The sequence below is a fragment of the Streptomyces phaeochromogenes genome (assembly GCF_001418655.1).
Lineage (GTDB): Bacteria > Actinomycetota > Actinomycetes > Streptomycetales > Streptomycetaceae > Streptomyces > Streptomyces phaeochromogenes.
The window spans coordinates 1-21,623 of the sequence record NZ_LIQZ01000288.1 but is presented as its reverse complement, the minus strand read 5'-3'; the positions used below and the strand labels follow the sequence as shown (position 1 = coordinate 21,623).

24 protein-coding genes are annotated in these 21,623 nt (G+C 71.3%); 9 read left to right on the top strand and 15 right to left on the bottom strand.

The features are described from left to right. The 6 genes from AOK17_RS33080 to AOK17_RS33055 form a co-directional block, all read right to left on the bottom strand. A partial coding sequence (locus AOK17_RS33080) for a sterol desaturase family protein (protein ID WP_055616268.1) occupies positions 1-909 on the bottom strand: 909 nt, incomplete at its 3' end. Between the two features lie 150 nt (positions 910-1,059). After that, entirely contained in the window at positions 1,060-1,794 is a 735-nt protein-coding gene (locus AOK17_RS33075) for a VIT1/CCC1 transporter family protein (protein ID WP_425424657.1), read from the bottom strand. Between the two features lie 25 nt (positions 1,795-1,819). Next, positions 1,820-3,064: an amidohydrolase family protein gene (locus AOK17_RS33070; protein ID WP_245697526.1), complete on the bottom strand. Its 1,245-nt coding sequence runs from the start codon at positions 3,062-3,064 to the stop codon at positions 1,820-1,822. Next, positions 3,061-4,347 carry an amidohydrolase family protein gene (locus AOK17_RS33065; RefSeq protein WP_055616266.1) on the bottom strand — a complete coding sequence of 429 codons (1,287 nt, stop codon included), beginning with the start codon at positions 4,345-4,347 and terminating at the stop codon, positions 3,061-3,063. Before AOK17_RS33065 ends, AOK17_RS33070 begins: the two co-directional genes overlap by 4 nt. 41 nt (positions 4,348-4,388) lie before the next feature. Next, a complete protein-coding gene (locus tag AOK17_RS33060) occupies positions 4,389-5,273 on the bottom strand; it encodes an SDR family NAD(P)-dependent oxidoreductase (RefSeq protein WP_055616265.1) in 885 nt (294 codons plus the stop codon). After that, positions 5,274-6,071 carry an acetoacetate decarboxylase family protein gene (locus AOK17_RS33055; protein WP_055616264.1) on the bottom strand — a complete coding sequence of 266 codons (798 nt, stop codon included), beginning with the start codon at positions 6,069-6,071 and terminating at the stop codon, positions 5,274-5,276. A 99-nt stretch (positions 6,072-6,170) separates the two neighbouring features. Between AOK17_RS33055 and AOK17_RS33050 the strand changes: the two genes are divergently transcribed. The 6 genes from AOK17_RS33050 (at position 6,171) to AOK17_RS33025 (ending at position 11,898) form a co-directional block, all read left to right on the top strand. Next, positions 6,171-6,872, top strand: a complete 702-nt coding sequence (locus AOK17_RS33050; RefSeq protein ID WP_055616263.1) for a TetR/AcrR family transcriptional regulator — start codon at positions 6,171-6,173, stop codon at positions 6,870-6,872. Positions 6,873-6,874: 2 nt separating this feature from the next. Continuing rightward, positions 6,875-7,885 (top strand): DEDDh family exonuclease, encoded by a 1,011-nt coding sequence (locus AOK17_RS33045; RefSeq protein ID WP_055616262.1) that lies wholly within the window; start codon positions 6,875-6,877, stop codon positions 7,883-7,885. Between the two features lie 158 nt (positions 7,886-8,043). Next, complete coding sequence (locus AOK17_RS33040) at positions 8,044-8,277, top strand: hypothetical protein (RefSeq protein ID WP_079053420.1); 234 nt, start codon at positions 8,044-8,046, stop codon at positions 8,275-8,277. Positions 8,278-8,355: 78 nt separating this feature from the next. Next, entirely contained in the window at positions 8,356-9,147 is a 792-nt protein-coding gene (locus AOK17_RS33035; RefSeq protein WP_206190876.1) for an SURF1 family cytochrome oxidase biogenesis protein, read from the top strand. 170 nt (positions 9,148-9,317) lie between these two features. Beyond that, positions 9,318-11,138, top strand: a complete 1,821-nt coding sequence (locus tag AOK17_RS33030; RefSeq protein ID WP_055616259.1) for a glycoside hydrolase family 15 protein — start codon at positions 9,318-9,320, stop codon at positions 11,136-11,138. A 4-nt stretch (positions 11,139-11,142) separates the two neighbouring features. After that, entirely contained in the window at positions 11,143-11,898 is a 756-nt protein-coding gene (locus AOK17_RS33025; protein WP_055616258.1) for an SDR family oxidoreductase, read from the top strand. Between the two features lie 139 nt (positions 11,899-12,037). Here the strand turns inward: AOK17_RS33025 and amaP are convergent, their stop codons facing one another. The 5 genes from amaP to AOK17_RS33000 form a co-directional block, all read right to left on the bottom strand. Further along, positions 12,038-12,625, bottom strand: a complete 588-nt coding sequence (gene amaP, locus AOK17_RS33020) for an alkaline shock response membrane anchor protein AmaP (protein ID WP_063997332.1) — start codon at positions 12,623-12,625, stop codon at positions 12,038-12,040. Continuing rightward, positions 12,622-13,296, bottom strand: coding sequence for a DUF6286 domain-containing protein (locus tag AOK17_RS33015; RefSeq protein WP_055616256.1), 675 nt, complete (start codon positions 13,294-13,296; stop codon positions 12,622-12,624). Before AOK17_RS33015 ends, amaP begins: the two co-directional genes overlap by 4 nt. Further along, positions 13,293-13,721 (bottom strand): Asp23/Gls24 family envelope stress response protein, encoded by a 429-nt coding sequence (locus AOK17_RS33010; RefSeq protein WP_055616255.1) that lies wholly within the window; start codon positions 13,719-13,721, stop codon positions 13,293-13,295. Before AOK17_RS33010 ends, AOK17_RS33015 begins: the two co-directional genes overlap by 4 nt. Next, complete coding sequence (locus AOK17_RS33005; protein WP_055616254.1) at positions 13,718-13,912, bottom strand: hypothetical protein; 195 nt, start codon at positions 13,910-13,912, stop codon at positions 13,718-13,720. The genes AOK17_RS33010 and AOK17_RS33005 overlap by 4 nt, the downstream gene beginning before the upstream one ends. A 95-nt stretch (positions 13,913-14,007) precedes the next feature. Then, positions 14,008-14,499 (bottom strand): Asp23/Gls24 family envelope stress response protein, encoded by a 492-nt coding sequence (locus tag AOK17_RS33000; protein ID WP_055616253.1) that lies wholly within the window; start codon positions 14,497-14,499, stop codon positions 14,008-14,010. Positions 14,500-14,585: 86 nt separating this feature from the next. On the opposite strand from AOK17_RS33000, the gene AOK17_RS32995 reads away from it, so the two are divergent. Further along, on the top strand, positions 14,586-15,296 hold the full coding sequence (locus AOK17_RS32995) for a hypothetical protein (protein ID WP_055616252.1): 711 nt from the start codon (positions 14,586-14,588) through the stop codon (positions 15,294-15,296). Positions 15,297-15,350: 54 nt separating this feature from the next. Here the strand turns inward: AOK17_RS32995 and AOK17_RS32990 are convergent, their stop codons facing one another. The 3 genes from AOK17_RS32990 to AOK17_RS32980 all read right to left on the bottom strand — a co-directional run bounded on the left by AOK17_RS32990 (position 15,351) and on the right by AOK17_RS32980 (position 18,468). Continuing rightward, positions 15,351-16,142: an enoyl-CoA hydratase/isomerase family protein gene (locus AOK17_RS32990; protein WP_055616251.1), complete on the bottom strand. Its 792-nt coding sequence runs from the start codon at positions 16,140-16,142 to the stop codon at positions 15,351-15,353. Between the two features lie 132 nt (positions 16,143-16,274). Next, the gene (locus tag AOK17_RS32985) at positions 16,275-16,496 is read right to left on the bottom strand and encodes a helix-turn-helix domain-containing protein (RefSeq protein WP_006123601.1); all 222 of its coding nucleotides are present in this window, start codon (positions 16,494-16,496) and stop codon (positions 16,275-16,277) included. A gap of 373 nt (positions 16,497-16,869) precedes the next feature. Then, a complete protein-coding gene (locus AOK17_RS32980) occupies positions 16,870-18,468 on the bottom strand; it encodes an ABC-F family ATP-binding cassette domain-containing protein (RefSeq protein WP_055616250.1) in 1,599 nt (532 codons plus the stop codon). A gap of 266 nt (positions 18,469-18,734) precedes the next feature. Here AOK17_RS32980 and ypfJ point away from each other — a divergent pair, with 266 nt between their 5' ends. After that, entirely contained in the window at positions 18,735-19,625 is an 891-nt protein-coding gene (gene ypfJ, locus AOK17_RS32975; RefSeq protein ID WP_055616249.1) for a KPN_02809 family neutral zinc metallopeptidase, read from the top strand. Positions 19,626-19,742: 117 nt separating this feature from the next. Then, positions 19,743-20,156, top strand: coding sequence for a VOC family protein (locus tag AOK17_RS32970; protein ID WP_055616248.1), 414 nt, complete (start codon positions 19,743-19,745; stop codon positions 20,154-20,156). 113 nt (positions 20,157-20,269) lie between these two features. Here the strand turns inward: AOK17_RS32970 and AOK17_RS32965 are convergent, their stop codons facing one another. Continuing rightward, positions 20,270-21,610, bottom strand: a complete 1,341-nt coding sequence (locus AOK17_RS32965) for a hypothetical protein (RefSeq protein ID WP_079053419.1) — start codon at positions 21,608-21,610, stop codon at positions 20,270-20,272. Positions 21,611-21,623: the final 13 nt, after the last annotated feature.

The following is a 21,623-nucleotide window of genomic DNA, read 5'->3' as shown; positions in this document are numbered from 1 at the left end:
GTGGGGCGTGAGGGGCTCCTCCTGAGACGTGACAGCACTCTCCGGAGAGGCGGCCCGCTCCGAAGCAGCCGCGAGCGACGGCACAGGCTGCCACCCCGGCCCCCGGAACATCCGCCCGGCCCGCTCCCGCCAACTCCCGGCGGCCCGCAGGTCCCTGGCGATGGCGGCGTACTCGTGGGTGGCGACCCGGATCGGGTTGTACGTGTCGATGTTCTTGGTCAGCCCGTACACCGGCCGCTCGGTCTCCGCGACGAACGACCCGAAGAGCCGGTCCCAGACGATCAGGATCCCGCCGAAGTTACGGTCCAGATAGCCGCCCTGGGAAGCGTGGTGGACACGGTGGTGCGAGGGCGTGTTGAGGACGAACTCGAAGGCCCGGGGCAGCTTGTCGATGCGCTCGGTGTGGATCCAGAACTGGTACACGAGGTTCACCGACGAGCAGAACGCGAGCGCCGCCGGATGCACGCCGAGCGCGATGAGCGGCACGTAGAACGGCCACACGGTCCACGTCGTCCAGGGCTGGCGCAGCGCGGTGGTGAGGTTGAACTTCCGGCTGGAGTGGTGCACGACGTGACAGGCCCAGAGGATCCGGATCACATGGTGCCCGCGGTGCGACCAGTAGTAGAAGAAGTCCTGCGCCAGCAACATCAGTGGCACGGTCCACCACAGGACGGGCACCCGCAGTGGTGTCAGCTCATATATCGCCGTGTAGACGGCGACGATCGGGATCTTCCACAGAAGATCGAAGGCCAGACTCCCCAGCCCCATGCCGACACTCGTGGCCGCGTCCTTCGTCTCGTACCCCGCGGCATCGTCATCCGGATGGATCCGGACACTCACCACCTCGATCACGGTGAGCAGCACAAACGCGGGTATCGACCACAGCACGACATCGGGCAGGTTCGGCATGCAAGCACCGTAGAACCGCTGGTGGACCGCGGCTAGACGTTGTTACCCACAAGTATTACCGGGGGTATGCGCTTGCTTCTTGGCGATCTCCACCAAGGAGCCGTGCGGCTCGGCCCACTGAGCGAGCGCCTCAGCACCAGGTCGGGCCCGTCACACACCGGCCGCGCCCAGCAATGCCCCCGTCCCGTAGGTGACCGCCATGGCCAGCGCCCCGCCCGCCACGTTCCGCAGCATCGCCCGGCCCGGGTCCGCGGCGCCCAGGCGGGCGCTGGTCCAGCCGGTCAGGACGAGGGCGGCGAGGACCGAGACCACGGTGACGGCCAGGCGCCAGCCGGCGGGAGGCAGCACCATTGCCAGCAGCGGGAGCAGTGCCCCGGCGGTGAACGCGAAGAAGCTCGCCCAGGCCGCGTGCCACGGGTTCGCGAGTTGGTCCGGGTCGATGCCGAGCTCCACGCGCGCGTGGGCCTTGAGCGCGTCCCGTTCGGTGAGCTGCTGCGCCGCCTCCAGGGCCACGTCCCGCGAGAGTCCCCGGTCCTCCAGCAGCTCGGCGAGTTCCTCCAGTTCCGCCTCCGGCTGGTCCCGCAGCTCCCGTCTCTCCGCGGCGATGGCAGCCCTCTCCGAGTCCCGCTGGGTGGAGACGGAGACGTACTCCCCCGCGGCCATCGACATGGACCCGGCCAGCAGACCCGCGAGCCCGGCCGTCAGCAGGGCCGCGCGGGCGTCCGTCGCACCGGCCACGCCGACGACGAGGCCCGCGGTGGACACGATGCCGTCGTTGGCACCGAGAACGGCCGCCCGCAGCCAGTTCAGCCGCTCGCCCAGCGCCCCGCCGTGGGCCTCGTCATGGGCCTCGTCATGGGCCTCGTCGTGCGTCGGTTCCGTCACATGCGGGAGCATCGCACCCGGGACGTCACCAGACCCGTACCGACCCTCCCCGCGCGAAGACCGGACTCGTCGCGTCGGCCGGCGGCTCCCCCAGTGGTTCGGCGATCTCCCGCGCCGTCGGGCCGCACTTGGCCGCGATGGGGTCGAGGAGGTCGAGGTCGAAGCCGTACACGCGGGCCGCGTTGCCGCCGACCATCGCCGCGATCTCCTCGCGCGAGAGGCCCGCGTACGCGATCCGCAGGCCCTCGCGGGTGTACGGGTACGTGCCCTCGTCGTGCGGGTAGTCGCTGCCCCACATGATCTTGTCGAGGCCGATGCGGTCGCGGAGCGGCACCTCGTGCGGGCGCATGAAGCTGGCGCCGACGAAGCAGTTGTCCCGCCAGACCTCCGAGGGGCCCTTGCCCATCGAAGCGGCAAGCCCGGCACCGAACTTGGACTCGGCCGTGGACGCCTTCGTCGCCGCCGCGACCAGCCGCCCGTGGTAGTAGTCCAGCATGTCGAGCACCCCGGGTATCCAGCCCGAACCCTGCTCGGTCAGCACCAGTTTCAGTCCGGGATGGCGGCGGAAGGCACCCCCGAAGATCAGGTGCCAGAGCGCGCGGTGCGAGAACCACGTCGTCTCCACCATGAAGACCGCCCGGGCGGCGGGCTCGTCGCCGAGCGGCGGGGAGGCCGAGCCCGCGTGGTGGTTCACGGGCACGCCCAGTTCCTCGCAGACCGTCCAGATCGGGTCGTACGCCGACGAGTACAGCTCGGGCAGCCCGCTGCCCGGTGGCGTGCCGGGCAGCAGCAGGCCGCCCCGCAGCCCCGCACCGACCGCCCACCTGATCTCCTTCACCGCCTCCTCGACGTCGTTCAGGAGGATCTGGAAGACACCCGCCCGCCGGCCCGGGGCGGCCGAACAGAAGTCCGCCAGCCAGCGGTTGTGGGCCCGCAGCCCCGCCCAGCGCCGCTCGAACTCCTCGGCCGTCGGCGCGGGCGCCATCAGCGAACCCGAGGGGAAGAACGGCGGGATGGTGTTCGGGAAGACGACCTCGGCGACGATCCCGTCCTGCTCCAGCTCCGCGAGCCGCCGCTCCGAGTTCCAGTTCTTGTCGGCCGTGTCGGCCATCAGGTCCTCGTACGGATTCACGTACGAGGCCGCCCAGGCGTCGAACTCCCCGTGGTACCGACCCGCCAGGTACGGCTTGTAGTCGAGGAGATCGGCGCCCGCGTGGCAGTCGGCCGAGATGACGGTGTAGCGCTCGTCGCCCACCGGGTTCTCGCTCACGGAGTCACCCCCAGGACCGGGAAGTCGTGGTCCGTCAGCCAGTGCCGGCCCACCTCGCGCGAGCGCGCCCAGGACGCCTCGACGGCCGACTGGTCCTCGGACTGGCCGAGTTCGGCCGGGGTCGGGCCGATACGCCGGGCGAGCGGGGCCAGTTTCCCGGTGTCGAAGCCGAAGACCTCCGCCGCCGCCAGGCCCAGCATGCGGCGCGTCTCCGCCACCGGGATGTCGTGGAACGTGCGCGACAGCCACGCGCGCGTGTCGGGCCACGTCCCCTCGGGGTGCGGGAAGTCGCTGCCCCAGAGGATGTTGTCGACGCCGATCTCGTACCGCTGGGCGAGTTCGCGCCGCTTGGTGTTGGTCGCGCAGATGAAGACCTGGCGGTCCAGGTACTCGTGCGGCGGGCGCCTCAACTCCGCGAAGGGGGACAGCTTCTTGCCGCCGTGCGCGCCCAGGTACAGGCGGTCCATGAACCACAGGAGGTTCGGCAGCCACCAGCAACCCGACTCCGCCACACCGAACTTGAGCCCGGGGTGGCGCTCGAAGACACCGGACCAGAGCAGGAACCACAGCGGCCTGGCCGGCCACCAGGTCACCTCGCTCACATAGATCCCGAGGTGGTCGCCGTACTCGTGGCGGGGTGCCGCCCCCGAGTGCGTCAGCACCGGCATCCCGCACTCCGCCGCCGCGGCCCACACGGGGTCGTAACGGCGGTCGTGGTACGGCTCCTTGTCGACCCACATGGAGGGGATCATCAGGGCGCCGAGGCCCGACTCCTTGGCGCGGTACACCTCGGCGACGACCCGCTCGGTGGGCGCCGTGACGGGCAACAGGGCGACTCCGCAGTGCCGTTCGGGGTTCTCGCCCACGAAGTCGGCCAGCCAGCGGTTGTGCGCTTGCGCGCCCGCCATCCCCAACTCCGGGTCCTGGTCGCCGGAGAGGCCGAGGCCCACCCCGAAGGGCGCGGCCGTCTGGCTGTCGACCGCGTCGGCGTCGGGGAAGACGACCTCCGCCGCCACTCCGTCGCCGTCCAGCTCCTTGAGCCGCTGCGCGGTGTCCCAACCGCCGCGCAGGCCCTCCTCGTTGTCCTGGAACCACTTGCTCGCGAACGCCTCGTTGCGGATGCCGAGCCGCGTCATCTCCTCGCGCCGGCGGTCCCGGCCCGCGAGGAACTCGTCGAAGTCCCGGTGGAAACGGGCGTCCAGATAGGGCCGGTACTCCTCGGTGGGCAGTCCGGCGTGGCAGTCGGAGGAGATGATCAGATAGGGCTCTGTCGTCGAGGCCATTTGCGGCTCCTCAGTCCGGTCCTCAGTGGTCCGTCCGGTCCTCAGTCCAGAATGAAGTTCTCCAGGTACGCCGGGTCGGCGCGGTCGAGCATCGACCGCGAGCGCGCCCGGATCTGCGCGTCGCTGTGCTCGCTGTCGGGCAGCAGCCAGAAGCGGTCCGCCCGGATGCCGTCCGCCACGAAGTCGGCGACCTCCTCGACCGGCGTGAACCGCACGTCCTTCCCCGCCTCCTTCATCGCGGCCTCCCACTGGTCGAGGCTGCGGTACGGGGTCCTGCGGGGCTTCTGTTTCGCGTACCGGTCCGGCCGGTTGCGGTGCGACTCCCACAGGCCCGTACGGAGCATGTGGGGCCCCGGGAAGAGCACGGAGGCCCCCACGCGCGCGTGCTCGGCCCTCAGGTGCGCGTACAGGGACTCGGTCATCGTCACGACGGCCGCCTTGGTGACGGCGTACACGGAGGCGGTGGGCAGGGGCGCGATGCCGCCGTCGCCGGACGAGGTGTTGACGATGTGGCCGGGTTCGCCGCCGGCCAGCATCCGCGGTACGAAGGCCTGGACGCCGTGGAAGACGCCCCAGACGTTGACCGCGAACGCCCACTTCCAGTCGTTCGGGTCGTGCTCCCACATGCGGCCCTCGGCGCCCGAGCCGACTCCGGCGTTGTTGCACAGGACGTGCACGGCGCCGAAGCGCTCGTACGTCTCCTCGGCGAGCGCGACGACCTCCTCGCGCTCGCCGACGTCGACCACGCGCGCGTGCACCACGGCCCCGTCCTCGCGCAGCCCCGCGGCGGCCTTCTCCAGGGCACCCTCGTCCACGTCGGCGAGGACGACCTTCAGCCCCTCGGCCGCGAACCGCCGTGCCATCGCCAGCCCGATGCCGCTCGCGGCTCCGGTGACCACGGCGACCTGTCCCGCCCTCAGTTCCATTCACGTACTCCCCTCGGGCGGCCCGTCGAGAATCTGCTGCGGGTCGTCGTAGCGCTGGTGGATGTACGGCAACAGGGCCTGCCCGCTGACCCGTTCGACGACCCTGCCCTTCTGGTCCGTCGTCTTCTCGCCGAGGGTGATCCCGACGAGTTCGCGTACGGGGAGGTCGGCGACCGGGTCGTACATGGACTCCCGGAGGACGACGTCACCGGTGATCCGCTCCAGCTTGCGGACCTTCTCGTTGCGCACGCAGTGCACGAGTACGGGGTCGGCGTCGAAGCCCGAACCATCCACCGCAGGAAGGAACTTGAAGTAGAAGTCGGTCTTCTGCGTCGGCTCCGGGAGGGGCAGCGACCCGCTGACCGCGCCGCGCACCTCCACGAACTCGATGCCGTGCCGGGCGAGGGCTGCCCGTACGACGAGACCGTCGCGCTCGACCGTCACCTCGCCGAGCTTCTTGGGCTCCCCGAAAACCTCGCGGCCACCGATGAGGGCCCGCTCGTGGGTCATCGGCATGACGAGCGGATACCAGCCCTCGACCCCGTCGTGCGCGGCGGCGACCGCGAACGAGCCCGCGCCCAGGGGGTATCCGGGCAGGTCGACCTTGCTGATGTTCACCCGGACCAGGGGCCGCCCGGTGGGTTTGAGCGGCGGTGGCAGGACCGCCGCGACCGCGTCCGGGTCGCTCTCCCAGACGGCCACCACACCGGTGGACCAGATGTCGGGGAGCCGGGAGCTCGCGGTGCGCGCGGCGCCGATCTCCACCTCGGTCCGCGCGCCGTACCGTACGCGTGCCATGTCGTACCGCCCTTCTCTGATGGGCCGTCACCTGTAACACAGTTACAGCAGACCTCGCGAAGGGTAAATACTCGTGCGCGACGGGAACTTGGGGGCGTCATGGCGAGACCGGCACTGACCCGCGAGGAGGTCCTGGCCGCCGCGGCGGACCTGGTGAGGCAGCACGGTCCCGAGACGCTGACGATGCGGAAGCTCGCCGCCGAGCTGGGCACGGCGGTGACCTCGATCTACTGGCACGTCGGCAACCGCGAGTCGCTGCTCGACGCGCTGGTCGAGCGCACCATCGCCGAGCTGGGCGAGATCCGGCCCGTCGGGCGCACCCCGGCGGGGCGCATCGTGTCCGTGGCGCGCGCCCTGCGCCGACGGCTGCGCGACCATCCGCACCTCGTCGCGATGGTGCACGAACGCGGCCTGACGGAACGGATGTTCCTGCCCGCGCAGCAGGCCCTGGTGCACGAGGTGCACGCGGCGGGACTGCGCGGGGCCCGTGCCGCGGACGTCGTACGGGCCGTGCAGTTCCAGGTCGTCGGGCACCTGCTGGTCGAGCGCAACCATGAGCGCGCCCCGGCACAGCACCCCGGCGAGGAGGAGCTGTGGGGGGCGCGTACGGCGGAGGAGGACCCGGCGCTCGCCCGCACCCTCGCGCGGGCCGTCGACACGGAGAAGTTGTTCGTCCTCTCCGTGAAGGCGCTGGTGGCCGGGCTGTTGGCAGGGGCTCGTGACGGGGTGTCGGACTCCGGATCCGGCCCGGGCGCGGACTCCGGGGACAGGACTGTCAGTCGCGCCCCTTATCCTCAGTGACCATGCTCGAAGACCATCAGACCGCACCGTCCACCACCCCGTGGCCGGCCGCGTATCCGCAGGGATACGCGGTCGTCGACGTGGAGACCACAGGACTGGCCCGCGACGACCGCATAGTGTCGGCCGCGGTCTACCGGCTGGACGCGCGCGGCGAGGTCGAGGACCACTGGTACACGATGGTCAACCCGGAGCGGGACCCGGGTCCTGTGTGGATCCACGGTCTGACGAGTGACGTGCTCGAAGGCGCGCCCCTGTTCCCGGAGATCGCCGAGGAGTTCGCGTCCCGGCTCGACGGCCGTGTCCTCGTCGCGCACAACGCGGTGTTCGACTGGTCGATGATCGCCCGGGAGTACGCGCGCGCGGAGCGCGAGGCGCCGGTCCGTCAGCGGCTGTGCACCATCGCGCTGTCCAAGGAGCTGGGCCTGCCGCTGGCCAACCACAAGCTGGAGTCGCTCGCGGCGCACTTCGGCGTCGTACAGCAGCGCGCGCACCACGCGCTGGACGACGCGCGCGTGCTGGCCGAGGCGTTCCGGCCGAGCCTGCAGGCCGCCGCGCGCGGGGGCGTACGGCTGCCGCTGCTCGAATGCCGGCCGCTGACGGAGTGGACGGACCGGGCGGCGCCGCGGATCGGCCGGCAGTCCGGGGGCTACTCCTCCGGCGGCTACTCGTCGGGGGGCTATCCGTCCGGCAGTTGGCGCCCCTCGCGCAAGCGGCCCGCCTGCCCGTATCCCAACCCCGGGCGGTACGAACCGGGCAAGCAGCTCAAGCAGGGCATGCGCATCGCGTTCTCCGGGGACACCTCGGTCGAGCGCGACCTCCTGGAGGACCGCGCCGTCGAGGCCGGACTGCATGTCGCGACGAGCCTGTCCCGGCTCACCAGCCTCCTCGTGACGAACGACCCGGACTCCGGTACGTCCAAGGTGGTCAAGGCCCGCCAGTTCGGCACCCCCGTCGTCGACGAGGCGGCGTTCGGCCAGCTGCTGCGGGACGTGGAGCCGGCGTCGAAGAAGTAGCGGCGCCCGGCCGTACCGAGGAACGCGGGTCGTGCGGGGCGGACACGGGCATCCGGTCCTGCGGGGCGGATACAGGCATCCGGTCGTACGGGTGATTGGGGGGCGACTCGCCCGGCGACCGCTCGCCCGTGCCGCCCCGGCGGCCCACCCTGTGGCGCATGGCACGTTGTGAGGTCTGCGGAAACAACTACGGCATGACGTTCGAGGTGCACGCGCAGGGCGCGGTGCACGTCTTCGACTGCTTCTCCTGCGCCATCCACCGCATGGCGCCCATCTGCGAGCACTGCCGGGTCCAGATCATCGGCCAGGGCGTCGAGGTCGAGGGCCACTGGTACTGCGGGGGCCACTGCGCCCGCGCGGAGGGGAAGGTGGGGATCATCGACAAGGTCTGAACCGCCCTGTCCGAACCACGCTCCTCCAAGCCACCCCCTCCCGCTCGACACCCCATGACCGAGTTGTACGGTCGTGGGGTGTACCGCTTCCTGTTGTCCCGGCAGTGGGTGATCCTCACCCTCATCATGCTCGCGCTCATCCCGACGATGATCGAGCTGGGCTTCTGGCAGCTGCACCGGCACGAGCACAAGGTCGCGCTGAACAAGGTGATCTCCGACTCGCTGTCCGCGAAGCCGGTCCCCGCCGAGTCGCTCACCGCGCCGGGCAAGGCGATCAAGCGGGACGACCTGTACCGCCGGGTGACCGCGAAGGGCACCTTCGACACCGCCGACGAGGTCGTCGTCCGGCGCCGCACCAACTCCGACGAAGAGGTCGGCTACCACGTACTGACCCCGTTCGTCCTGGACGACGGCAAGGTCCTCATCGTCAACCGCGGCTGGATCCCCGCGGACGGCGCACAGACCCAGTTCCCGAAGGTCCCCGCGCCCGCGAAGGGCGAGACCACCGTCACGGGCCGGCTGATGGCCGACGAGACGACCGCCGACAGCGGCATCAAGGACGTCCGCGGCCTCCCCGACCGCATGGTCATGCTGATCAACAGCGAGCAGCAGGCGAAGGCACTCGGCAAGCAGGTCCTCGGCGGCTACGTCGAGCTGACCGCGCCCGAGCCGAAGGGCGACACCCCCGAACTGATCCCGGAGCCCGACCACAGCGGCATCGGCCCCCACATGGCGTACGCGATCCAGTGGTGGCTCTTCGCCGCGGGCGTCCCCGTCGGCTGGGTCATCCTGGTCCGCCGCGAACGCCGCGACCTCGCGGAGGCAGCCGCCGCCCAGACAGAACCGAAGGCAGAACCGGCCACAGTCTGAGTGAAGGGGCGAGGCCAGGCCCCGCCCCTTCAGGGGCGCGGGGCTGTGACATTTTGCGGCACCGCCGCGTGGGCGCGCCCAGCCACGAACGACCCGCACTTCTCGAACGGCCCACCGCGCGGAGCGAACCGCCTGGGTTGATCGCCACAATCGCCGGGAACCCGGCAAACGTGCACCCAACCATCGAGGACTACGCCCTCATCGGCGACCATCAGACCGCCGCCCTGGTCGGACGGGACGGTTCGATCGACTGGCTCTGTCTCCCACGGTTCGACTCGGCGGCCTGTTTCGCGAAACTGCTCGGGGACGAGGAGAACGGCCACTGGCGCATCGCGCCAAAGGGAGCGGGCGCCTGCACCAGGCGCGCCTACCGCACCGACTCCCTCGTGCTCGACACCGAGTGGGAGACCGAGGACGGCACGGTACGCGTCACCGACCTGATGCCACAGCGCGACCGCGCCCCCGACGTCGTACGGATCGTCGAAGGTCTCAAGGGCCGGGTCACCATGCGCAGCACCCTGCGACTGCGGTTCGACTACGGCTCGATCGTGCCGTGGATGCGCAAGTCCGACGGCCACCGGGTGGCCGTCGCGGGCCCGGACTCGGTGTGGCTGCGCAGCGAGCCCGAGGTGCGCACCTGGGGCAAGGACTTCGGTACGCACTCGGAGTTCGAGGTCGCCGAGGGCGAGCGGGTCGCCTTCGTACTGACCTGGCACCCCTCGCACGAGCCGCGCCCCGCGCGCGTCGACCCGTACGAGGCGCTGGCCGAGAGTGTCTCCGACTGGCAGGCGTGGGTGGCCCGCTGCCGCTACGACGGACCGCACCGGGACGCCGTCGTCCGCTCCCTGATCACCCTCAAGGCCCTCACCTACGCGCCGAGCGGCGGCATCGTCGCCGCGCCCACGACCTCACTCCCCGAGGAGATCGGCGGCGTACGCAACTGGGACTACCGCCACTGCTGGCTGCGCGACTCCACGCTCACGCTGGGCGCGCTGCTCGCGTGCGGCTACCAGGAGGAGGCGGCGGCCTGGCGCGACTGGCTGCTGCGCGCGGTGGCGGGCGATCCCGCGGAGCTGCAGATCATGTACAGCCTGGCGGGCGAGCGGCGGATCCCCGAGTTCGAGCTGGCGTGGCTGCCAGGTTTCCGAGGCTCGGCGCCGGTCCGGATCGGCAACGACGCCGTACGGCAGTCGCAGCTCGACGTGTACGGCGAGGTGATCGACTCGCTGTCGCTCGCGCAGCACGCGGGTCTGCCCGCCAAGCCGCACGTGTGGCGGCTGCGCCAGGCGCTGATGGACTTCCTGTGGTCGGCGTGGCGCGAGCCGGACGAGGGGCTGTGGGAGGTCCGGGGTCCGCGCCGCCACTTCGTGCACTCGAAGGTGATGGCGTGGGTGGCCGCCGACCGCACGGTCCGCTCGCTGGAGGAGAACCCGGGACTGAGCGGTGACGTGGACCGCTGGCGTGCGATGCGCGACGAGGTGCACCGCGAGGTGTGCGAGCGCGGCTACGACCCGGAGCGCAACACCTTCACGCAGTCGTACGGCTCCCGCGAGCTGGACGCCGCGCTGCTGCTGATCCCCCGCCTCGGCTTCCTGCCACCGGACGATCCGCGGGTGATCGGCACGGTCGACGCGGTCCGGGCGGAGCTCACTCGCGACGGCCTGGTGCGCAGGTACGACTCGGACCCGACGGCCATCGACGGGCTGCCGGGCAACGAGGGCTCGTTCGTCGTCTGCTCGTTCTGGCTCGCGGACGCGCTGCACCTGACGGGCCGTACGAAGGAGGCCCTCACCCTGTTCGAGCGGCTCGTCTCGCTCCGCAACGACGTGGGGCTGCTGGCCGAGGAGTACGACCCCGTGGCCGGCCACCAGCTCGGCAACTTCCCGCAGGCGTTCAGCCACATCGGCCTGGTGGGCACCGCCCTCACCCTGTTCGACGGGGAAGGGGACCGGGGAGGGGCTGGAGGGTCCGATGGGGAGGGGGCAGGATAGGACCATGGATCTTGGACTGAAGGACCGCGTCTACGTCGTCACCGGAGCCACGCGCGGCCTGGGCCACGCCTCCGCGCGTGAACTCGTCGGCGACGGCGCGAAGGTGATCATCACGGGGCGCGACGAGAAGACGGTGGCCGAGGCCGCGACGGCCCTCGGCCCGAACGCGCACGGCGTGGCCGTGGACAACTCCGACCCGAGTGCCCCGCAGAGCCTGATCGCGGCGGCGCGCGAGCGCTTCGGCGGTTTCGACGGCATCCTGATCAGCGTCGGGGGCCCGCCGCCCGGGTTCGTCGCCGACAACACCGACGAGCAGTGGCAGTCGGCGTTCGAGTCCGTCTTCCTGGGCGCGGTCCGGCTGGCCCGGGCGTCCGCCGCGGAGCTCGGCGAGGGCGGGGTCATCGGGTTCGTGCTCTCCGGTTCGGTGCACGAGCCGATCCCCGGGCTGACCATCTCCAACGGCCTGCGTCCCGGTCTCGCGGGGTTCGCCAAGTCGCTGTCCGACGAGCTGGGGCCGCGGGGGATTCGGGTGGTCGGGGTGCTGCCGGCCCGGATCGACACGGATCGCGTGCGCGAGCTGGACGGGTACGCGCCGGATCCGGAGGCGGCGCGGGCCGCCAACGAGGCGCGGATTCCGCTCCGTCGGTACGGGACGCCTGAGGAGTTCGGCCGGACGGCCGCGTTCCTGCTGTCTCCGGCCGCTTCTTATCTGACGGGGATCATGGTGCCTGTTGATGGTGGGGCTCGGCACGGGTTCTGAGCGGTGGGGTTGGTGTGTGGTGCGGGTTGGTCGGGGCTGGTCGCGCAGTTCCCCGCGCCCCTAAAGACAATGGGCGCGCCCTCGCGGCGGAGCCGCACAATGTCACAGCCCCGCACCCCTAAAAGACAATGGGCGCGCCCTAGTTGACCCTCTCCGCCCCGTGCTTGACCCCCCGTAGGCGGACCTCTGCCGGGAGGGAGGCCAGGCCTGCCGAGTCTCTCGCGTGGGCCAGGGCCTCCGTGGTCAGGCGGTGGAGGGCGTCGCCCGGGTCGGCATGGGGTTCCAGGAGGAGTTGGACGCGGGCCTCGGGGACGGTGCGGCGCCCGGTGAGTGACACCTGGGCCCGCTCGACCCCCTCCAACGCGCCCGCCTCACCGGCCAGTACACCCTCCAGGGCCCGGCCCCGCAGCAGCGCGCCCTCGCCGTCGCCGGTGTCGACGAGCACCTCGGCGAGCCGGCGCCGCCGCAATACCGCCGTGAGCCACCACAGGGCGAGCAGCACGGCCACGGCGAGTACGGCGATGACGGTGGGCCACCACCAGCCGTCGTCCCGCCACCTCTCCCGGTCCGCGTCGCTCAGCAGCACGTCGTGGCTCCCGTCGTGGATCCACCACGAGGGCGGGTCCGCGCCCAGGCCGACGGCCAGCGCGGAGCCGCCGAACACCACGAGGAGCAGCCCCGCGAGGCCCAGCAGCACCCGGTTCACGATCCTCAGCATCCGGCTCATCCCTTCCGGCCCGGCCGCGCGACATGCACCGACAGCGCGGGACGCCGGGCCAGCCCGAGTCCTCTGATGCCGTCGGCGAGCGTGGCGTCCAGATCGGCGCGTACGTCGTCGAGTTCACGGAAGTGCGACACCGCGCGGACGTCGACCTTCCTGCGCCCCACCCGGACCCGCACCGAGCGCACGCCGGACACCTCCATGGCCCGGTCGCGCAGCACCATGGCGGCGGCGCCCCGGTGGAGGCCGGCCCGTACCTCGGGGTGGGCGCGGCGCATCGGCAGGACGTCCCGCAGGCCCGGTGTCGTGGCGAGCACGAGCAGCCAGACACCGAGGGCCGTCGCGATCCCCGCGCCGACGAGGACCCAGGTGTCGTCGAGGGGCCGCTCGGCGAGCTCGTGGGCCAGGGACCTGCGCCAGTGCATGGCGGGCCGGTCGGCGCGGACCGCGGTGACGTCGTACAGCAGGAGGCCCGCTCCTGCCACGAGCAGCAGCGCGAGGATGCCCGCGGGGACGCGGCGGGCCGACCAGAAGCGGCCTTCCGCGTCGTCGGCCTCTTCGAGGACGGGCAGGGGTTTGTAGTCCGCCGCGGAGGCCGACTGGCCGAGTTCGGTCTCGACCGCCTTCTCGATGACGGGCAGGTGCTGGGTGCTCTCGGAGCCGTGGGACTCGCTCATTGCGTCCTCCCCTGTGCCGCGCCGCGCGTCTGCGCCGAGTGCAGCCGCTCCACCTGGACGGCGACCTCGGGCACTTCCATTCCCGCCAACGCCTCTACCCGCTGAACGACTCGGTGACGCACGGCAGTGCACTGGCCACCGATGTCGGAGGGGTAGCCGAGTTCGAGGCTGACCCGGACACGGGCGACCTCGTGGTGGACGATCACGGTTGCGTGCGGGGGCACGGCGTCGGGCGGCAGCACGTCGAGGGCCTCGCGTGCCGCGTGTGCGGCGATCTTCGCGACGACCCGGTCGGCGATCCGGAGCGCGCCCCGGTCCGCCGCCGCGACGGTCCGGCCGGGGCTGCCGGGCCGGACGACCGCACGGGACCCGGCGGGCTCACCAGCCTCCCCGGCCGCGGTGGACTCACCGGACACGCGCGTCACCGCCGCCGGTCGTCGCGGGTACCGCGGGTGCGGAAGAAGTCACCCGGGTCCAGGTCCCCTTCGAGGAACCGGCCCACGACGAAGCCGATGGCGCCCAGCGCCGCCACCAGGAGGAAGGCACCGAACCCGCCGAAGTACCCGGCGAAGCCCAGCGCCATTCCGGCGATCATGCCGATCACGGCCAAGCTCATGGTGCACTCCTCAGCAGGTTCAGTAGCAGGCACTGGCGGTTACCGGCGGGCACTGGCACGTCATCGGCGAGCACCAGCAGATCACCGGTACGGCGTCATTGGAGCCTGGTCTCCGGTTCCTCGTCCTCTTCCTCCGGCAGTTTGACGTCACTGACCGCGATGTTGACCTCGACGACCTCAAGGCCCGTCATACGCTCGACGGCCGCGATGACGTTCTCCCGTACGTCACGGGCGACGTCGGCGATGGACACGCCGTAGTCGACGACGATCTCCAGGTCGAGCGCGGTCTGCACCTCGCCGACCTCGGCCTTCACACCGCGGGTGGCGGACTTCGAACCACCGCCGGGGACCCGGTCGCGCACCGCGCCGAAGGTCCGCGAGATACCGCTGCCCATCGCGTGCACGCCGAGGACGTCGCGGGCGGCGAGCCCGGCGATCTTCTCGACCACGCCGTCGGCGATGGTGGTACGCCCCCGGCCGGCCGGATCTCCACCGCCGCGCTTGGTCACGCTGGTCTTCCTGAGCTGCTGGTCCGGCTGCTCGACCTCGGGGGTCTCCGGCCGTTTCCGCTGAGTCGTGTCGCTCATCGCCGTGCATCCCTTTCGGTAGGCCCCTCCGCCCACACTAAGTCGGGTTACCCGGTCGCGCGCCGGGGATGCGGCAGGCTGGGGCAATGACGGCGGACCGATGGACCCAGGCGGTCAGAAATCAGCTCGGCCTCGGCAGGCTGCTGCCTCTAGGGGGCCCGCAGGACGGCGCATGGATCACCGAGGCGGCGGCCACCGCGGTACTGCGCCGCGCGGCCCGTAACGTGCCGGGCGTACGCCTCACCGCCGTACGCCTCTCCCTCACCGACCCGGACAGCGCACCCGAGCCGGCCGTCCCTCCACCACCGAGCGCGCTGCCTCCGGGCCCCCTGCGCATCACGGCGGATTTCGCGGCCACACCCACGGAACCCCTCCCGGCGACCGCGTCGCGCCTGCGAGCGGCTCTGACCTCAGCAGCGACGAACCGACTGGGCCTGACGGTCACGGAGGTGGACCTACGGGTGACGGGCCTGCTGGACGAGGGCGCGGACACGGCGGACGAGGACGAGTCCGACGGACGCTCCGGGGACCCTGATCTCCGGCTGGACCCCGACGAGTCCCGCGTGGCCACCGCCGTACGGGCCGTCCCTGGTGTCACCCGTCTGGGCGCGGTCCACATCGCGGCCCGCTCCGGCACCGCGTCCCTCCCCCGCCGCCATGTCCGCGTGGAGTTCGAGACGGCGGCGTCCGAACGCACGCTGGACGTGGCGAGAGCAGTCCGTACGAGGGTCACCGAGGCACTGCCAGATCGTCCATCGGTGGCAGCACTGGTAACGGCGGTACAACCAGGCTTTTAGGGGCGCGGGGAACTGCGCGCCCAGCCCCCACTCACCCACACACGACAATCGACCTCAGTCACCCACACCCGCAAGATCCCGAAGCCGCCGCCCCTGGGCGGCCCGCTCGGCAACCCGCTGAGCCTCATACGTACGCCCCACAGCCCCCTGCAACAACGCCTTGGTCTCGATCAGCGCGTCCCGAGGCGCGGCAAGCAGCGCCCCGGCGAGATCACGCGCGGCATCGTCGAGCTGATCGGCGGGCACGGCGATACTCGCGAGCCCGGTCCGCTGTGCCTCCTCGGCCGGCACGAACCGCCCCGTCGCACAGATCTCCAGCGCCCGCGCGTATCCGACGAGCCCCACCAGCGGATGCGTACCCGTCAGGTCGGGCACGAGCCCGAGGCTGGTCTCGCGCATGGCGAACTGCACGTCGTCCGCGACGACGCGCAGGTCACAGGCGAGTGCGAGCTGGAAGCCCGCCCCGATGGCATGTCCCTGCACGGCGGCGATGGACACGATGTCGCTCCGTCGCCACCAGGTGAAACCCTCCTGGTACTCGGCGATGGCAGCGTCGAGCTCGGCGTCGGAACGGCGTGCGAGATCGATGAACGACGGCTCGCCGTCGAACCCCTCGGGCGTGAACGCCTGCCGGTCGAGCCCCGCGGAGAAGGACTTGCCTTCGGCGCGCAGCAGGACGACTCGGACGGTCCCCGGCAGCAACTGCCCCGCCTCGGCCAGTGCCCGCCACAGAGCGGGGCTCTGCGCGTTGCGCTTGGCCGGGTTGGTCAGTGTCACCGTGGCGAGCGCATCGTCCACGGTGAGCCGTACGCCGTCCTTGTCGAGCAGCGGGTCGAACGAAGCCATGAGGGGCCTCCGATGTGTGCGGTCAGAGAGGGTGCCGTAGGAGCACACCCTTAAGTGACTGCACAGTAACCACCCGGGCGGTCAATCGACCGACCGGGTGGCCACCATCGGAGAACGAGGAGCCGCCCGGCGTCAGGCCGACGCGGCCTTCTTGCCCCGCGTCGCTCCGCCACGCCCACGGAGCGTGACGCCCGACTCACTGAGCATCCGGTGTACGAAGCCATACGAGCGGCCGGTCTCCTCGGCCAGCGCCCGGATGCTCGCACCGGAGTCGTACTTCTTCTTCAGGTCTGCCGCGAGCTTGTCGCGCGCGGCGCCGGTTACCCGGCTGCCCTTCTTCAGAGTCTCGGCCACCCGTGCCTCCTCATGGGAAGTGCGCTCTGGACTTCTCATGATCACCCCTCAAGAGCTTCCTGGCCACCCATTCGGCAAGGTCCGTGCGACAAGCTTTGGATCCCGGAAGCCCGTCACCATGAGCGGAATACGGAATTCCGCGCACGCCTGTCCGTACGGCCGAACGGGTTCATCCGCGAAGTGCCAGGTCAGCGACGCGCGACGGCCGGACCCTTGGGAATGAAGGGCCCGGCCGGAAAATCGATGTAGGACACACCTCGGTACGAGGAGATCTCACACAGATGATGGATCACGGATAAGCCGAATGATCCATACGCAGTTGATCAGTGGTTCGATCAAGCACCGATGACCGCTTCGGTGGGCCGTACGGGGCTCAGGCGAGGGCCACCAGATCCGCGTAGTCGGAGCCCCACAGGTCCTCGACACCGTCGGGCAGCAGGATGATCCGCTCCGGCTGGAGCGCCTCGACGGCACCCTCGTCGTGGGTGACGAGGACGACGGCGCCCTTGTAGGTGCGCAGGGCGCCGAGGATCTCCTCGCGGCTGGCCGGGTCGAGGTTGTTCGTCGGCTCGTCGAGGAGCAGGACGTTCGCGGACGACACCACGAGGGTGGCGAGCGCGAGGCGCGTCTTCTCGCCGCCGGAGAGAACGCCGGCCGGCTTGTCCACGTCGTCGCCGGAGAACAGGAACGAGCCGAGCGTCTTGCGGACCTCGACCAGGTCCAGGTCGGGGGCCGCGGAGCGCATGTTCTCCAGGACCGTGCGCTCGGGGTCGAGGGTCTCGTGCTCCTGCGCGTAGTAGCCGAGCTTGAGGCCGTGACCCTCTATGACCTGCCCGGTGTCGGGCTTCTCGGCGCCGCCGAGGAGGCGGAGCAGGGTCGTCTTGCCCGCGCCGTTCAGCCCGAGGATGACGACGCGGGAGCCCTTGTCGATGGCCAGGTCGACGTCGGTGAAGATCTCCAGCGAGCCGTACGACTTCGACAGGCCCTCGGCCATCAGCGGGGTCTTGCCGCAGGGGGACGGCTCGGGGAAGCGCAGCTTGGCGACCTTGTCGGACTTCCGCACGGCGTCGAGGCCCGCGAGGAGCTTGTCCGCGCGCTTGGCCATGTTCTGGGCGGCGACGGTCTTGGTGGCCTTGGCGCGCATCTTGTCGGCCTGCGAGTGGAGCGCGGAGGCCTTCTTCTCGGCGTTCTGCCGCTCGCGCTTGCGGCGCTTCTCGTCGGCCTCGCGCTGCTGCTGGTAGAGCTTCCAGCCCATGTTGTAGACGTCGATCTGGGCGCGGTTGGCGTCCAGGTAGAACACCTTGTTGACGACCGTCTCGACCAGGTCGACATCGTGGGAGATCACGATGAAGCCGCCACGGTAGGTCTTCAGGTAGTCGCGCAGCCAGACGATCGAGTCCGCGTCGAGGTGGTTCGTCGGCTCGTCGAGGAGCAGGGTGTCCGCGTCCGAGAAGAGGATGCGGGCCAGCTCGATACGGCGGCGCTGACCGCCGGAGAGCGTATGGAGGGGCTGGCCGAGCACCCGGTCGGGCAGGTTGAGCGCGGCGGCGATCGTGGCGGCCTCGGCCTCGGCGGCGTACCCGCCCTTGGTGAGGAACTCCGTCTCCTGGCGCTCGTACTGGCGCATCGCCTTCTCGCGGGTGGCGCCCGAGCCGTTCGCGATGCGCTGTTCGTTCTCGCGCATCTTGCGGATCAGGGTGTCCAGGCCACGTGCGGACAGGACGCGGTCGCTGGCCAGCATGTCGAGATCGCCGGTGCGCGGGTCCTGCGGGAGATAGCCGACCTCGCCGGAGCGGGTGACGGTGCCGCCGGCGGGGGTGCCCTCACCTGCGAGAACCTTGGTGAGGGTCGTCTTGCCGGCGCCGTTGCGGCCGACCAGACCGATGCGGTCGCCCTTGGTGATGCGGAAGGTCGCGGACTCGATGAGGACGCGGGCGCCGGCGCGAAGCTCGACACCGGAGGCGGAAATCACGGACAGACTCCTGGGCAGGGTTGATGACGGGGTGGGCGGCTGGGATCGTTCACGCCGTCTAGTGCGCGAGGAGAATGGCCATGGGCCAAGTCTAACGGGGCCGTGCAACCACTTTTTCTGCGTGCGGGTGTTCGGGAGTGTGACTCTCATTGCCCCGCGGGCCGGTGGTGAGGCGTCCCCCGTTCGGCCCTCCGCCCGGCGCCGCGCCCCGGGAGCCCGGCGAGGATGACGCCAGGGGGACGACGTCCGCAGAGGGTGGTGCGCCCATGCAGTTCGACGACGACGCCGATCTGGACACCTCCGAGGTGCAGGACGTACGGGGCAGTCGGATCCCCGGTGGCAAGGCGACCGTCGGTGGTGGCGCCGCCGCTCTGATCGCCCTCCTGTTGGGGCTCTTCTTCGGTGTCGGTCCCGACCAGCTGGGCCTGTCCTCCGGCGACGAGGAGCCCGCGGCGACCGCCTCGTCCCTCGCCCAGGTCCAGCAGACGTGCCGTACGGGACGGGACGCGAACACCAAGGAGGACTGCCGCATCGTGGCGGTGGTCAACAGCGTCCAGGACTTCTGGGCGCAGGAGTTCGAGCGCCGTGGCGGCACGTACACGCGGTCGCCGACCGTCCTCTTCGGCAACCAGGTCGGCACGGCGTGCGGCGCGGCGACGTCGGCGGTCGGGCCCTTCTACTGCCCCGCCGACCGGAAGGTCTATCTGGACCTGGGCTTCTTCGAGGAGCTGCGGACGAGGTTCGGCGCGAGCGGCGGACCGTTCGCGCAGGCGTATGTGGTGGCGCACGAGTACGGGCACCACGTGCAGGACCTGATGGGGACGCTGAGCCGCTCCCAGGACGGGCGGACGGGCGCGACCAGCAACGCGGTGCGGGTGGAGCTGCAGGCCGACTGCTACGCCGGTGTGTGGGCGCACCACGCGACGACCACGAACGACGAGTCGACGGGCAGGCCGCTGATCACCAGCCTCACGGACGCCGACATCCGTGACGGGCTGGACGCGGCGGCGGCCGTGGGCGACGACCGGATCCAGGAGCGGTACCAGGGCCGCGTGACGCCCGAGTCCTGGACCCACGGGTCGGCGAAGCAGCGGCAGCAGTGGTTCTACGAGGGCTACCGCACGGGCGACATGGCGCGGTGCAACACCTTCCGCTGAGCGGTGGAACCCTGCCGGATCCGGCTCGGCGGGGCGTTGTCGGTGCCGGGTGCAAGACTGTGGAGCAGGTCACATTCAGGCGATGTTCCGGCACCGGGACCAGAGGGAGTGATCGGCATGGCAGGCACGGACGGCGGGCGCCCGAGCATCTACCCGACACTGCTGTACACGGACGCGAAGGCGGCGATCAAACAGCTCACGGAGGCCTTCGGCTTCAGCGAGGCCTCGGTGTACGAGGGCGAGGACGGCAAGGTCCTGCACGCCGAGCTGGTGCAGGGCAACGGCGCGGTGATGCTCGGATCCCGAGGCACCGGCGGCCGTTTCGACGAGGCGATGAAGGGCTCGACGCACACCGGGGTGTACGTCGTCGTGGACGACATCGACGCACACCACCAGCAGGCCGTCGCCCACGGAGCGGAGATCCTGATGCCTCCGACGGACCAGGACTACGGCTCCCGGGACTACATGGCCCGCGACATCGAGGGCAACATCTGGAGCTTCGGCACGTACGCCCCGGAGATAACGGCCTGACGCGCTTGGCCCCGCCCGCGCCCTGCGCCCCGTCAGGGGCGCGGGGAACTGCGCGAGCAACCACAGCGGCCCCGCACCCGAACACGCACGCCCTGAAGCCCCCCGCGGAGCGCCTAGCTCCCCCCGGTGTGCACCTGGAACGCAGCCCGCCGTACGGCCTTGGCGAGCGCCGGATCGGGATGGGCGGCGGCAAGCGCGACCAGCACCTGCACGGTCCGCGGATGCCCGACCGCCCGCACCTCGTCGAGCAGCGCCGGCACGGTCGGCTGCACGGCGGACTCCAAGTGCCGTACGAGGAGCGGGGCTTCACCGTGGTCGGCGACGGCCGCGGCCGTGTCGACCCACAGCCAGGTGGCCTCCTCGCGGGTCAGCACCTCGTGGGCGTCCTCGGGGTCGTGTCCGTCGTGCTCGGCGAGCCACAGCAGGGCGTACGGCCGCAGATGGGTCTCGTCGGAGACGGAGCGGACATCGGGCTCGGCGGGGGCTCCGACGACGCGCAGGGCCTCGAAGGCGAGTCCGCGCAGGAGGGCGTCCTCGCCGCGGGCTGCGTCGAGGAGTTCGGTGACGGCGCTGCCGACGGTCCGGGCGGCGAGCCAGGCGCGGTACTCGGCGCGGGCCGCGTTCGGCCGCAGCTGGGCGCAGCCGCGAAGCATGTCCTCGGCGCCCTGCTCGATGTTCCCGGCGGGACTCTGCGCGGCGACGCAGATCTGCTCCAGCTTGACCCAGACCGCCCAGCTGCCGAGCGGGGTGAGCGTGGCCTGGCCGTCGGCGCAGGTGAGGGCGCCCACGTCGGCGATCGCGTGCAGCGCCCAGTCGAGGAGGGGGGCCAGCGGAGTGTCCTCGGCGGGGCTCTCGACGGGCTCGGGCTGCGGACCGTAGGGGATCTCGCAGCGCTCGGTGCGCAGTTCCGTGACGCGCTGTTCGAGCAGGTCCAGGAGTTGCGGTACGGGGACGGGACCCGCGGACAGCTGGAGGAAGGAGAGGACCTGGGGCATCGCGGAGACGACCTCGGCGACCGCGGCGGGCTCGCGTCCGTCGGGGCCGGGGTGGGCGATCGACCAGGCGTCGAAGAGGGCGACCCAGCCGCGCAGCACGGCGCTGTCGTCGCGGTTCCAGGCGCGCAGCCGCCAGCCGGGGCGCGCGATGCCGCCGTGCACCTCGACGAGGCCCGCGAGACGTGCGGTGTCCCAGTCCGCGCGGGCCTGAGCCGGGGTCAGGGCCAGATCGGTGGCGGCCCGTTGGGCGGTCGCGTCGGAGAGCGTGCCTGCGCCCTCGGGGGTGCCGCCTGAAGCGGTGCCTTCGCGGTCCTTGGCCGGGCTCAGGACGGCGTCGGCCCAGCGGGCGACGCGGGCCGCGCCGGCGAGCACGGAGCGCGCCATGCGGGCGAGTTCCGCGGGTGCCGGTGTGCCTTCCGGCGGGCGGGGGGCGGGTCGGCGCGTGGGCCTCTGGGTCATCGCCCGGGGGCTG

Excerpts from the sequence above, each read along its gene's own strand:
- AOK17_RS33065 (WP_055616266.1), bottom strand. The coding sequence starts at position 4,347 with ATGGCCTCGACGACAGAGCCCTATCTGATCATCTCCTCCGACTGCCAC.
- AOK17_RS33060 (WP_055616265.1), bottom strand. The coding sequence starts at position 5,273 with ATGGAACTGAGGGCGGGACAGGTCGCCGTGGTCACCGGAGCCGCGAGC.
- AOK17_RS33055 (WP_055616264.1), bottom strand. The coding sequence starts at position 6,071 with ATGGCACGCGTACGGTACGGCGCGCGGACCGAGGTGGAGATCGGCGCC.
- AOK17_RS33050 (WP_055616263.1), top strand. The coding sequence starts at position 6,171 with ATGGCGAGACCGGCACTGACCCGCGAGGAGGTCCTGGCCGCCGCGGCG.
- AOK17_RS33045 (WP_055616262.1), top strand. The coding sequence starts at position 6,875 with ATGCTCGAAGACCATCAGACCGCACCGTCCACCACCCCGTGGCCGGCC.
- AOK17_RS33040 (WP_079053420.1), top strand. The coding sequence starts at position 8,044 with ATGGCACGTTGTGAGGTCTGCGGAAACAACTACGGCATGACGTTCGAG.
- AOK17_RS33025 (WP_055616258.1), top strand. The coding sequence starts at position 11,143 with ATGGATCTTGGACTGAAGGACCGCGTCTACGTCGTCACCGGAGCCACG.
- amaP (WP_063997332.1), bottom strand. The coding sequence starts at position 12,625 with ATGAGCCGGATGCTGAGGATCGTGAACCGGGTGCTGCTGGGCCTCGCG.
- AOK17_RS33015 (WP_055616256.1), bottom strand. The coding sequence starts at position 13,296 with ATGAGCGAGTCCCACGGCTCCGAGAGCACCCAGCACCTGCCCGTCATC.
- AOK17_RS33005 (WP_055616254.1), bottom strand. The coding sequence starts at position 13,912 with ATGAGCTTGGCCGTGATCGGCATGATCGCCGGAATGGCGCTGGGCTTC.
- AOK17_RS33000 (WP_055616253.1), bottom strand. The coding sequence starts at position 14,499 with ATGAGCGACACGACTCAGCGGAAACGGCCGGAGACCCCCGAGGTCGAG.
- AOK17_RS32995 (WP_055616252.1), top strand. The coding sequence starts at position 14,586 with ATGACGGCGGACCGATGGACCCAGGCGGTCAGAAATCAGCTCGGCCTC.
- AOK17_RS32990 (WP_055616251.1), bottom strand. The coding sequence starts at position 16,142 with ATGGCTTCGTTCGACCCGCTGCTCGACAAGGACGGCGTACGGCTCACC.
- ypfJ (WP_055616249.1), top strand. The coding sequence starts at position 18,735 with ATGCAGTTCGACGACGACGCCGATCTGGACACCTCCGAGGTGCAGGAC.
- AOK17_RS32970 (WP_055616248.1), top strand. The coding sequence starts at position 19,743 with ATGGCAGGCACGGACGGCGGGCGCCCGAGCATCTACCCGACACTGCTG.
- AOK17_RS32965 (WP_079053419.1), bottom strand. The coding sequence starts at position 21,610 with ATGACCCAGAGGCCCACGCGCCGACCCGCCCCCCGCCCGCCGGAAGGC.